This is a genomic window from Acetobacter pomorum, assembly GCF_002738225.1.
Lineage (GTDB): Bacteria > Pseudomonadota > Alphaproteobacteria > Acetobacterales > Acetobacteraceae > Acetobacter > Acetobacter pomorum.
Map to the genome: position 1 here is coordinate 50,999 of NZ_PEBQ01000141.1, position 12,264 is coordinate 63,262.

The window sequence follows — 12,264 nt, forward strand, 5'->3', positions numbered from 1 at the left end:
ATGATATCAGCTTCTGCGCCGCTTTCTCTCTCTCGCCCCGGCATTTTGGTGGGGTTGAAAGCGGAGGCACGCCTTATCCGCACCATTTTCCCACATGCTGCCATTGCAACCAGTGGCGCCACCCAGAGCGGTGCAAAGCGCGAAGCTGCCAGACTGGTCTCTAGTGGGGCTGACTGCCTGCTCTCCTTCGGGTTGGCTGCGGGGCTAGACCCGGCGCTCTCTGCCGGCACCATTATTATACCGGAGAAGGTTTCCTGCTGGGGAACCGATGCCGTATGTGATCCCACCCTACGCCATATTCTGGGAGGAGATCAGCCGAGTGTACGAGGAGGCACTCTGTTACATAGCGATACAGTTGTGATGGATGCAGCCCATAAGGCGCAGCTTTTTGCGCAGTCTCATTGTCCGGCATTGGATATGGAAAGCGGTTTTCTGGCCAAAGCGGCAGAAGAAGCTGGGCTGCCTTTTGCTGTTTTGAGGGTAATCTGCGATCCGGCTGGGCGCTCGCTCCCCCCTATTGCAGGCACCGTTCTTTCCCCCGAAGGTGGCTTGCAGATTGGCCGGTTGATATGTGACGTATTACGCCACCCCACCCAGATTGGCGGATTGATACGCCTGGGGCAGGATGCCGCCCTAGCACGTAAAGCCATGATCTCTTTTTTGAATGCACAGGCGCAAAATCCTGCATTCAGGCAATTTGCTGTACGCTAAACCAGCGGGGCGTTTGTTTAGCGCCCATCCATATTGGATACAATTTCATCTGCGTCCTCATCATCTGAGGACGCCTCAAAATTTTCCCAAACATTTCCTATAGGCTTATTAAGTAGCACAATCCCGTACAGAAGTATTACGGCCCCTATAACCGGAAAAACCCAGCGGAAAGCAAGCATCCCCCAGCTATCCTGCGAGCTGCTATGCGCAACCGCCAGCCAGCCTGTTACACACATCAACGTAAAACCGCCAAGCCACAAAGCGGCAACCAGCAGAACGCGCCTGACATAGGGCGATGCCAAAACGCCTTGCTGTGGGGGGTTATTGTTTGAAGGCACGGGCAAGAAAGTTCTGCGTTTCCAGAGAAACAGGCAAGGTGGTGTTTGTAAGGGCCACCCCTTTCCAACCTGCACCCAAAGCTGTGTACAAGTTCACCGCATCACGCAACCGTTCCAGCTTGGCCAAAGCCTCCATATTCTGGGCGTTCAAGGTTGTGCGCTCTGTTGTCAGCACTTCCAGAAAGCCAACCAGACCTGCGCTGTAAAGCTTACGCGCACGCTCACTGGCTGTTGCACTGTCTTCTGCGGCTTTATGCAGTTGTTCCGCATATTCTATATCATCATGCCACGCTGCCATGGCATCTTCCACTTCCTTAAAGCCTTGCAACACAGTCTGGCGATATGTCAGGCGTGCGGCTTCTGCTGCAGCCTGCGCGGCACGGACTTCTGCCGTCATCTTGCCACCATGCATCAGAGGCAAGCTGGCCATCAGCAGGAACTGCCAGCTCATGGCGTTTGCCTGAAACGCCTGATACATAGCCGATGCATTGGGGTTAAAGGTAAGCGGCACCACAAAATGTGGATACAGGTTGGCAACGGCAACCCCGATCTGGGCCGTGGCAACAGCATATTGCCGCTCTGCCATGCGGATATCCGGGCGATTGGCAATAACAATTGAAGGCAATGTGGCCGGGAACTCCGGCACGATTGGCAGAGGCCGTGGAATCTTCAGTTCTTCTTCCAGCTCACCGGGCATTTTACCCAGCAGCACAGCAATGGCATGCGTAACCTGTGAAACACGGGTTTTAAGTGGCTCACGCGCAGCAATCTGCGCATCCATTTCTGCCTGTGCCTGTGCAATCTGCAAGGTGTTGCCCACACCTTCCAGATACAGCTTGTTGGTCAGATCCAGCGCATCCTTGGCAACGCGAATGTTATCCGTGGCAATCTTGATCTGAAGCTGCGTCACGCGCAACAACATATAATCGGATGCAAGTTCGGATAGCAGCCCCATCAGCAAAGCGCGGCGGCCTTCAATATTCGCTTCCACCTGATGTTCATGCGCTTCCACATCACGGCGGATACGCCCGAACATATCCAACTCCCACGAAGCCATGACACCATAGGTCAGCATAGAAGCTTCTGGCTGGTTGGCAGGGTTGCCTGGACGAATGGGCCAGTTATCAATGTTGATGGAATAGCGCACATCACCACCGCCCATATTGGCATCCATCTGTGGATACCACTGCGCGGCAGACCGATCACGAATGGCCCGTTCGGCCAGAATACGCTGCCCGGCTATCTGCAGATCGTAGTTGCCTTTAATGGCATCCTCAACCAGACGCGTCAGAATGGGGTCTTTGAACAAAGACCACCACTCTGTCATTTCCTTGTTGGTGCGTTCAATCTCTTCTGGCGTGGCGGGGTGCTCTTCTTCCTCCGTTTCCTTAAACGCTGCCGGAACCTTCATGCGGTCTGGCTGATAATTTGGACCTACTGTACAGGCTGACAACAACATGGATGTTGCCAGAAACAGCCCAAGGCGACGACGACCCTTCATGTTCTGTCTCATGTCCTGCGCTTACAGATGATCTTGCAGCCAGGTCGTCAACTTTCCGCGGCGGCCTCTGGGTTCAGGGCCTACGCTCACAGTTGCCGTCATACCTGCTGCCAGCGTGACACTGTCTGGCACGTGGTCAATATGAATGCGGACAGGAATACGCTGCGCCAGACGCACCCATGTAAAGATCGGGTTCACATCCTGCAGCCCCAGCTTATCCGGTGTGCCATTGGTGTCATTAATACCGCGGGCAATGCTGACAACATGGCCTGTCAGAATGGGCTTATAGCCCATCAGCTTCACGCGGGCTTCATCACCCACATGCACGCCCCACATCTTTGTTTCTTCAAAATACCCGTAAACCCAGTAGGAGTCGGAATCGATAACGGCCATACGGGCCTGCCCGGCAGAAGCGTAATCCCCCACCCGCAGGTTCAGGTTGGTGACATAACCATTCACCGGTGAATACAGAACCGAACGCTGCAGGTTCAGTTTGGCCACATCGAGGGCGGCGCGTGCGGCATCAACAGATGCAATCTGTGTGGCCACATTGGAGTTAAAGACTTCCTGTTCTTCGGCCGATACAATGCCGCCCAGGCCCATACGGCGCCGGGCATCATTGCGTTTGAGCTTCAGGTCTTCCAACGCGCCATCAAGCCGGGCCTGTGCCTCGCGGATAGCCAGACGGAAGCGCACCGGATCCAGCACAAACAGCGGATCACCCTTATGGACAAACTGGTTATCCACGATAGGAATCTGCACCACTGTGCCAGAAACTTCGGGGGCCACATCCACGACATAAACACGCACACGGCCATCGCGGGTCCAGGGTGCAATCATATAAACGTTCCACAGGGTAATCCCCAGAACGATGGCCAGTGAGACGACCGCAAGGGTCAGAATAACTCGTATCAGGGTGCGCAGAAGGGGCATTGCGGAGACTCAAAAGCCTTTTCGGGTCAGACGTAGAGGATCAGCAGGCAAAGGATACTGACGTATAACGAGACTTCAAACAACGCGATATGCCAGAACCAGCCCAAAAGGCCGCTCCACCACAGCACGAAGCGAACAAACATTGTTATCGGCAGCGCCGCTAGGGCGTACACGACAATAGGTGCAATAAAAACACCAAATATATTGAATTCAGTTAGCATGGTATTGTTCTGACAACTGGCATTATCGCATGCCTCTTTTATCACCACCAATGGTGTCCCGGTGGTTTTGGGCGGCTTGCTCAACGCGGTCAAGAACGCCACAGCATTCTTCCAGCTCTTTGGTGGAAACATCTTCTGTCAGGCGGGCGGTCACTTCATCGGCCACACGGCTAACAAGGGCTGCAACACTGCGCCCTTCCTCTGTAATGCTTACCAGTTTGGAGCGACGATCTTCCTCATCCGTTTCACGCACCACGTAGCCGCGCTTTTCCAGCACATCTAAAAGCCGGACAAGCGAAGGGGCCTCCAGAGAGAGGGAACGGGCCAGATCTGTCTGGCGCATGGGAATTTTGGAGAAATTCAAATAGAAAATGGGGCGCCAAGTGGCATCTGTCAGGCCAAAGGCACGCAAATCGGCATCAATCTCCCGCCGCCATACCGCAGCAAGACGCGCCAGCCGGTATCCGAAGAAACGGCGGGTCTCATTGGCCATAACGGGATGATGATTTGGTTCCATTCCCTACTCACACTAGTAAGCGTGCAAACAATTCGCACGCTCACGAAAGACAGCGCCATCATTTACAGAAAAAATCCGACGCGCCAATGCAAATTTGGAATGGAACCTATGGTTTTGTCCAGACTGGACAGTTTCAGTCCTTTTTCCGCCGTACAACGTCCCACACTTTGCGAGATCCACCGCGGCCCATAGCTGTTGCCATCGTTGCGGTGACAGCTGCCATGGTCATGGAGTCGCGCATTTGGGTGATGTTACGGTCACGGGCAATACGGGCTTCCACTTCCTGAACTGTCAGGTAAGAGCGACGGCCAAACAGCAGACAGACCAGAGCCCCAAAGACATCCAGCCCAAACACCATAAACGCCGCCCCTACCGGGCCAAAATGGCCAACAAAAACAAAAAGCACCCAAAGGAGCCCATGCCCTGTAATCAGGGCAAATAGTCCAAATACTGCCGCCATTGCCAGCAATACGGCCTGCTTGCCGTATCGGATGGCCATCTGTTGCATCAGAGTGGACTGAGCATTCAGGGCGGATTTACCAAGATCAAAGATACGCATGGGCTCCGAGGCTACCTTTGTTCAGATGACGCATAGCGTCAGCGTGACAGACGCCCCAAGATAAAGCCCACCACGCCAGAAATGGCAATGGACAACCAGGAGGAGCCACCACGCTCATGCTTTGCAAGATCGCTGTGTGCATGATCTGCCAGTTCGCGCGCATTGGCAACCGCCTGTTCCTTCAGCGTGCCGGCTTTATCCCCCGCGCGGCCCAATGCAGGCACCAAATGCTGGGTTACAAGGCGTTCAAGATGCGCTTTTACGGCTTCTAATTCCTCACGCGCCGTGTCTGCAGCGGCTTCACTTGCTGCTTTTACTTCTTTGATTTTATCAGAAGACATGAAACAAACCTCCATTTACCTGCCTGAAATATAGTGCACTTTACTTCTAACCTACGGAAAGGAACATAGTTGCATGCAGACCACGCATGGCTCATCCACAGCGCTGGCACTTCACAATCTAGCGTTCTTTCCCGATGCGCAGCCCCTCACCTTTTCCTTACCGAGCGGAAGCTGCACAGCCATGCTGGGAATCGGGCCAGACAATGTGGATCTGACCTATTTGGCAGAAACACTGGCTGGCAGACGCCCATACACGGCGGGGCAGATAGAAATTAACGGCACACCATGTGACCTACGCCCATCAAGCCGTAAAAAACTGGCAACAATTGGGCCTCACACCCCCCTGCTCCCTCATATTTCTGTGTGGGACAATATTCTTCTGCCACTTCGTGCCAATGGCACACTCCATAAGGCTGAAATAACACATCGCGGATCAGAAATACTGGCCTTAACCGGGCTGGAAGCCCTGCGCATGCAGCCTGCCAGCACACTTGATGCCGCGCAGGCTTTTCGGACAAAGCTGGCACGCGGGTTGATTACACACCCTGATGTTCTGGTGCTTAACCAACCTTTTGAAAATATGGACCAGCCCACAATCCGGCACACCCTTACGTTTCTGGACCGGTTACGCCATGCTGTAGGCCTGAGTATTCTGCTTCTTTCCCGGCAAAAGCAGAACTGCATGCTGGCAGCAGACCAGATCGGCATTATGGAGAACGGAACCCTGTTACAGGTAGGAGATGTTGCAACGCTGCTGAATCGTCCAGCCTGTCTGAGCGTAGCCGCGCAATTTGGAGAGGCAAATGTCCTTAGCGCCAAGGTCTTATTAATAGAAGATGATATTGCCACATTACGCTTGCCCACCGGCGAAACCGTAGAAGCCATGGCAGATGAAAATCTGGAAGAAAATGATCTGGCCAGCATTTGTATTCCACCGGACCGGCTTTCTGTTCTATTCCCCCGCTCAGGCAGCATGGAAACAGAAGAAAAAACAGATCTGGCGTGCACACTCGTTTCTGCTCACCACATTGGGCACGCTATTGCCATGCGGTTTCGGACTCTGGATGGAACAGAAATTATAGCCCATCGACCACTGGTGCATTTGCCGCGTGAACTGCGCCCTGGCAACAAAGCTATATTGGCCTGGCAACCCCAGAACGCTATCGCCTTTCCGATGGATGCAAAATAAGGCTAAAGTAACCTGTTTTCATCTGGCTGCACTATATGCGCGAGGTCATCCTGTTTTCTTTTCCTTTCCTGCACGGTCGCTCCGGCGGGACTTCCTCATCTCAATCCCAGAAACGTGCACATTCTGCCGGGCTCATCTCCCGACGGAAAGCCCTGCTGGCTGGCTTGAGCGGTAGCTTGCTCTCTCTTACCCCACCCGTTCTGGCGCGCCCGGCACGCAAACACACGCCTCCACATTCTGAGCCCCTACGAGTGCTGACATTCTCTGGTAACATTTGTGACATCCAGAAAAAAATTCTTTTCTCTGCGTACACCCGTCAAACACATCGTCACATTCTTACATCAGGATGGGATGGTTCTTTAACAAGCTTGCAACAGCAGGAAAAAACCAACCCCAAACATTGGGCTGCCGTTATGATGGAAAACAGTAGCCTGGCAATAGGAGGCAGTGCGGGCCTGCTTGCCCCTTTGCCTGAAGATATAACCGCACCGAATTATTCAACCAGTATTGATTATGCCATTGCATGGGATAGCTCGCGCTTTGACACCCCACCCAACTGGGCTGACTTTTGGGATGTTGCGCGCCACCCCGGACGGCGCAGCTTGCGCCGTGACCCGCGCACCACACTGGAAATTGCCCTTTTGGCCGATGGCGTGCCACCAGAAATGGTGTATCGCACCCTCAATACGCAAAATGGGTTAATACGCGCCTTTCAAAAGCTGGATCAGCTCCGCCCTTATATTGTGTGGTGGTCCACTCCGGAAGAAGCTGGACAAATCCTTAAAAGCGGTGGAGCGCTTATGGGACTGGCCCCTACTGGAGAAATGTTGAACTCGACAGATACAAATACCAGACGTTTTGGCATCTGCTGGCAACAGCGCCTGCAATTGCGTTATGGATGGGGCGTGCCCCATAGTTCCGCCACAACATCCGCAGCGCTCAGCTTTGTCTCGTGGCTTGATGAACCCCAACAACAACAGGCATTTTTCAATGCGTGGCCCTCACTCCCATCCATGAGGGAAATGGCTGTGGATAGCAGCTTACACCATCTGGCTCCTCCGCTTGTTGTGGATGATATTTTCTGGATCAATCATCTCAACATTATTGCTGAACACTTTGAACAGTGGGCGTTACGTCAGTGATCCCATTTTTCTTGCAAATTGCACTGCCCTATTCTCTTTTATGGGGCGGTATCTGCCTGAGCATCACAAGTATAGTTCTAACACTTGCTTTACTCAAACTGGCGTTTGCCACACATGCAGGACGCATTTTTTATATAGCGTTCTTTATGCTGTTTATCCCAACATCGGTTCTTGCTATTTTCTTGCCTACTGTACTGGCCACATCCTACACGCCTTTTATACAAGGCGCTTTAAGCCTCCCCCTGCTTGCTTTATGGCCATTGGCAAAACTTGAAGCCCTGCCAGAAGCATGGGAAGCCACAGCACAGGAACTAGGAGCCAATCAAGGCGCATGTGTGCGGCTTATTTTGTGGCCTTTGCTTAAAAAATCTTTGGTATTCAGCTTTTTTCTTTCCTTCTTTCTTGGCATCGCGCAATGACAGCTCCTTTTTGGGAAACAACCCCTCTTACAGAAATGACCACAGAGCAATGGGAAAGTTTGTGCGATGGCTGCGGACGCTGCTGTTTACACAAACTACGTGATGATGACACGGAAGAACTCCATTACACCTCTGTTGCCTGCCGCCTTCTGGATGTAAAAACCTGCCAATGCACAGACTACGCACAACGTCACCGCAAAGTGCAGGACTGTATTACCCTCACACCGCAAATGATTCCGGATTTGGACTGGTTACCGCCTGATTGTGCCTATCGTCGTCTTTCGGAAGGAAAGAACTTGCCAGAATGGCATCCTCTCCTGACACACACAGCGCAATCCGTTATTGATTCTGGGGAATCTGCCGCCGGACGTTGCATAAGTGAGCGACGCGCAGGCGCATTGGAAGATTATATCGTCGATTGGCCCGGTCTTCCTGCCATAGACTCTCTTTAAAGATCCATGCTTGGAAAGACGTTTTCTTGAATTCCAAAGAAAATTCTTTATGGCCAGACCATATCATGCTGGAAGGATATGGTTCTGCAAAAACAATCTGGCGTATTTCTACAAAAGCCAAACGTTGTATCATACGAATTTCTGCAAAAGATCATGCTGTTGTTATAACTTTACCAAAAGGTTTTCCTTGCACACAGGCTTTAGATTTTGTGCACAAGCATACAGATTGGATTATCCCACGCCTTAAAAAACTAACGCAAACACCACGCTTTGCCGCTAACAGTATTATTTCTATCCAAGATAAAAACTATACCATTCAACATACACCTGACCGCAAAGGCGGGGCATGGCTGGAAAATGATTGCCTTTTTGTAAGTGGAGATCCATCTTTTCTTCCGCGTCGCGTTGAAGATTTCATCAAACAACATGCTGTCAAAACTCTTATCGAAGAAATGCGCCATGTCTCTCAGGTTTCTGGGCTACAACCTGCACGATTAGACATTCGTGACACTTCCAGCCGTTGGGGCAGTTGCTCATCTTCTGGGCGTATCATGCTCTCCTGGCGTTTAATTATGGCGCCCTTTTTTGTTCGGCATTATTTAATTGCGCATGAACTCAGCCATTTACAACATATGAACCACAGTGCCGCATTCTGGAAACTGGTTGATACATTAACACCACATAGACGGCAGGCAGAACGCTGGTTGCATCATTTTGGCTCTATTTTGCAAGCTATCCGATAAACATGGTGTTGCGGTTATCTGCAACCATGCTAAAACCACCCTCAGCCATATTGAATGCAACATTGCATGCGCGCGAACTTGGCGGAATGGTAGACGCAGGAGACTTAAAATCTCCAGCCTGTAAAAGGCGTGCGGGTTCGAGTCCCGCAGTTCGCACCACACCTAAGCTATTGTTTTAATTAGCTTTTTCTGAAGTTATCCACAACAAAAGCCACTAATCTTCTACGGTGGCTTTCTACAGTTTGGATAGTTTTATGAAGCTAGTTAAAATGTCCTCTGGCTACCATCTCAGGCGTTGGGTTCCCCTAGATTTACGGCGAATCTTGGGGAAAAATGAGATTTGGCACACTCTGGAAACCCACGATAAAGAAATAGCAAAAATTCGCGGATGTGCTATTTTTGGCTTGACAAGTCAATTTTTTATGTCTGTGAAAAAAGTGAAAAGCTATTTATACGAACCTGCTACTGATTTAGTCGATAGCCTCGATATTCGAGACGATCTTGTAAAAAACGCTATATTAAAAATTATTGAATCGTATGAATCGCAAATCAAAGCGATCAAAGACCAATACAGACTGGCAAAAGCAGAACACTATCTTGAACGAGTGGAAGATTATGAACGTCTGAAAAATCTGACAGAAATGGTTGAAAAGTCTAAGCCAGAACTTGACGCCGTAATTGAATACTCAAGAAATAATAAAGATTTCAACGCATACAAATCTATCAAGCAAATGCAAGAGCATTTTGCTCAGATTCAAGGATGGATAAAACCACCAGAAAAACCAAAAACCCCGCTCTTATCTGTTGCTACTGATAAATATCTGGAAGCACATGAAGAAAATATGAATGATTCAGAAAAACGCGGTTTTAAGAATACAGTAAGGCGATTTATCGAAGCTATCGGAGATAAGGAAATATTAGATTACACAGGAGATGATGCCAGACAATTCAAAGAATTAATGGCAAAAATGCCAGAAAATTATGGAAAATCACGCAATGATAAGCGGACAATTTTAGAATTAATTGAATATGGTAAACGTCATAAACTTGGAAAAATTTCTGATAAAACAATCAAAAACCATTTTGCTCGGTTGTCGAGCATATGGGGTTATTATCTTCTTAGTGATTTAGTGAATTCTAATATATTTAGTGGCTGGAAATTTATCGGAAAACAAAAGATTAAACGTATTAAATGGAGTGAAGAACAGCTTGAAACCCTCATGAATTCGTCATGGAACAGCCCTACAATATCAAAAAAGACCTTTAGTTTTATCGTTGGACTTGGAGCATATGCAGGAATGCGACTTGAAGAAATCTGCCGAATTCGCATTCAAGATATTAAAGAAAGCCGAGGTATTTCCTGCATTATTGTCCAAAATCACAAAGCTAGAAAAAATAGGCCGTGGGAAAAATGGAATCCGAAAACAGAGGCAGGTGAACGAGTTATTCCTATTTGTGATACATTGATGAATGCAGGTTTTCTGGAATTCGTCAGATCACAAGAATCTAAACAACAATATTATCTATTTTCTGATCTAAGATTTTCTGGAAAAGATAAAAAACGGTCTGATGCCTTTCAGCAAGCGTTTTCACGCTTTAAATTGAGAAAGAAAATTCCACGAGGCGTTGATTTTCATAGTTTTCGCCATAACGTATCTACAAAACTTAGAAATATTCATGAAAAAGGAGAAGGCGGATTAAGAGAAAGTTGGATCGATGATTTTTTAGGTCATGAAGGAAACAATAAATCTGCTGGCTCAACCATTTATTTTAATGAAGTTGATGTCGAAAATCTCAAAAAAGTGGCTGATTCAGTGCAATATCCTGATTTTTTTGACATAAAGCGTTTATTAAAATAGCAGTTTTCTGCCATTTTCTGAATATGACATAAAAAAAATCTTACAGGATATTGTATTCTGTAAGATTTTATGTTATAATCTATTTGTATCTAAAGATTATGCTATTTATGTCTGATAACCTTATTATAGCATAATTTTCTGATATTACAAGAAAAAAGTTAAAGAAAATGGAAAATTATGCAGAAAATTATCAAAAAGATGAATTAGAAATAAGATACGGCGTTAATAAAGAGGATTTTCACTTACTTTATAATGACGCTATTAGCATGTTTTCGTTCATAGACTTTTTGGCAAATTCATGCGGAGAAAAATTATCTGAAATTTTAGAATATTTTGATATTTCTCTTTACGATTATCAATCTCTTGAAATCATTACTAATTTCCTTTCAGATGAAAAAGGGAACCCTTTGATATTAAGGGAAAAATTAGAACAAAAGCCCGACAATTTGACTGCCAGGGCTTGGAAATTAAAAAACAATTTTCCTAATTTGGTTGCGTTCGAATACTCCAGGTGGCCCGCTTTTGCCGTTCTTCTAAAATTAGATACAGTTTTGTGTGATTCAATTTTTGAATTTGGAAACATTGTTAAGCAAGATATAGAATTTGAAATTAACGACATTATAGAAAAAATTGATGCAATTAAGGAATCATCAGAAATAAATATTGTTGAATCTGTAAAATTGTTACCGCATTGGGTTGGTGATGAAATTGCGAATCTTTGCGGTGTTAATTATAATTTCGTAAAATTACAAACTGATAAATTTCAAAAACTTATTAACAACATGAAGTTAAAAACCTACCCTCAAGCACATAAAAAGTATGGCCGTTCCTTTAGCCAGTTGAACGCCTATAAATTCTTTTTAAATGAGGGTTTTCGTGATTTACAAAAATCTTTCAAAACAGTCAAAACATTCACAGATGAAACGAAAAATACAATCTTACCCATTATAGAAGAACATCAAAAATTAGGAACTTTGGAAATTATAACAGGTGATGAAAGGACTATTCAGGAAGTTACAGATGTAAGGGTTGAAGAGGAAAAATTAAAATGGATAGAACGAAATTCTAAATCATCTATCGAAAACATTTACGAAAAATTAGATCATCTTGAAATTCAGGCAGGATTACGTGCCGTAAGCCGTTCTAATATAAGCAGAAATTTAAGAAAAGTTGGACGCCGAGGTATGGCGGATTTAGCCAGTGCCTTGGGACTTGTTTCTGAAAAAAGAGGTTCTATTAGTCATAGGAATACAACACGCTTAAAAATTCAAGATGAAAAAAAAGCAAAGCATTGGGCACAATCTGCTGTAGTGCGTATTGTTGAATCTGGTGAAGAAAT

The 12,264-nt window shown here is 47.4% G+C and carries 15 protein-coding genes and 1 tRNA gene; 9 read left to right on the forward strand and 7 right to left on the reverse strand.

Going from position 1 to position 12,264, the window contains the following annotated elements; translation table 11 throughout:
• Positions 1-711: a phosphorylase family protein gene (locus CSR02_RS09905; protein ID WP_099541533.1), complete on the forward strand. Its 711-nt coding sequence runs from the start codon at positions 1-3 to the stop codon at positions 709-711.
• Positions 712-728: 17 nt separating this feature from the next.
• On the opposite strand, the gene CSR02_RS09910 is transcribed toward CSR02_RS09905, so the two are convergent.
• The 7 genes from CSR02_RS09910 to CSR02_RS09940 all read right to left on the reverse strand — a co-directional run bounded on the left by CSR02_RS09910 (position 729) and on the right by CSR02_RS09940 (position 5,121).
• Positions 729-1,055, reverse strand: a complete 327-nt coding sequence (locus CSR02_RS09910; RefSeq protein ID WP_244176925.1) for a hypothetical protein — start codon at positions 1,053-1,055, stop codon at positions 729-731.
• Positions 1,033-2,562: an efflux transporter outer membrane subunit gene (locus CSR02_RS09915; RefSeq protein ID WP_099541534.1), complete on the reverse strand. Its 1,530-nt coding sequence runs from the start codon at positions 2,560-2,562 to the stop codon at positions 1,033-1,035. The genes CSR02_RS09910 and CSR02_RS09915 overlap by 23 nt, the downstream gene beginning before the upstream one ends.
• Positions 2,563-2,571: 9 nt before the next feature.
• On the reverse strand, positions 2,572-3,483 hold the full coding sequence (locus CSR02_RS09920) for an HlyD family efflux transporter periplasmic adaptor subunit (protein WP_042786283.1): 912 nt from the start codon (positions 3,481-3,483) through the stop codon (positions 2,572-2,574).
• 26 nt (positions 3,484-3,509) lie between these two features.
• Complete coding sequence (locus tag CSR02_RS09925) at positions 3,510-3,704, reverse strand: DUF1656 domain-containing protein (protein ID WP_042786284.1); 195 nt, start codon at positions 3,702-3,704, stop codon at positions 3,510-3,512.
• 22 nt (positions 3,705-3,726) lie between these two features.
• Positions 3,727-4,221 carry a MarR family winged helix-turn-helix transcriptional regulator gene (locus CSR02_RS09930; protein WP_099541535.1) on the reverse strand — a complete coding sequence of 165 codons (495 nt, stop codon included), beginning with the start codon at positions 4,219-4,221 and terminating at the stop codon, positions 3,727-3,729.
• A gap of 133 nt (positions 4,222-4,354) precedes the next feature.
• Positions 4,355-4,780, reverse strand: coding sequence for a phage holin family protein (locus CSR02_RS09935; protein WP_099541536.1), 426 nt, complete (start codon positions 4,778-4,780; stop codon positions 4,355-4,357).
• 38 nt (positions 4,781-4,818) lie between these two features.
• Complete coding sequence (locus CSR02_RS09940) at positions 4,819-5,121, reverse strand: hypothetical protein (RefSeq protein WP_042786286.1); 303 nt, start codon at positions 5,119-5,121, stop codon at positions 4,819-4,821.
• Positions 5,122-5,194: 73 nt separating this feature from the next.
• Between CSR02_RS09940 and CSR02_RS09945 the strand changes: the two genes are divergently transcribed.
• From CSR02_RS09945 to CSR02_RS09980, 8 genes are all read left to right on the forward strand, one after another.
• Entirely contained in the window at positions 5,195-6,310 is a 1,116-nt protein-coding gene (locus CSR02_RS09945; RefSeq protein WP_099541537.1) for an ATP-binding cassette domain-containing protein, read from the forward strand.
• 35 nt (positions 6,311-6,345) lie between these two features.
• Complete coding sequence (locus CSR02_RS09950) at positions 6,346-7,452, forward strand: extracellular solute-binding protein (protein ID WP_099541538.1); 1,107 nt, start codon at positions 6,346-6,348, stop codon at positions 7,450-7,452.
• A complete protein-coding gene (locus tag CSR02_RS09955) occupies positions 7,449-7,871 on the forward strand; it encodes a spermidine/putrescine ABC transporter permease (protein ID WP_244176927.1) in 423 nt (140 codons plus the stop codon). The genes CSR02_RS09950 and CSR02_RS09955 overlap by 4 nt, the downstream gene beginning before the upstream one ends.
• On the forward strand, positions 7,868-8,323 hold the full coding sequence (locus CSR02_RS09960; protein ID WP_042786290.1) for a YcgN family cysteine cluster protein: 456 nt from the start codon (positions 7,868-7,870) through the stop codon (positions 8,321-8,323). The genes CSR02_RS09955 and CSR02_RS09960 overlap by 4 nt, the downstream gene beginning before the upstream one ends.
• 65 nt (positions 8,324-8,388) lie before the next feature.
• Complete coding sequence (locus tag CSR02_RS09965) at positions 8,389-9,066, forward strand: M48 family metallopeptidase (protein WP_099541544.1); 678 nt, start codon at positions 8,389-8,391, stop codon at positions 9,064-9,066.
• Between the two features lie 72 nt (positions 9,067-9,138).
• Positions 9,139-9,225 (forward strand) — tRNA-Leu (locus tag CSR02_RS09970).
• Positions 9,226-9,320: 95 nt separating this feature from the next.
• On the forward strand, positions 9,321-10,925 hold the full coding sequence (locus CSR02_RS09975; protein ID WP_143225576.1) for a DUF6538 domain-containing protein: 1,605 nt from the start codon (positions 9,321-9,323) through the stop codon (positions 10,923-10,925).
• Positions 10,926-11,092: 167 nt separating this feature from the next.
• Positions 11,093-12,264 (forward strand): hypothetical protein (locus CSR02_RS09980; protein ID WP_143225577.1); only part of this gene is annotated, 1,172 nt, incomplete at its 3' end.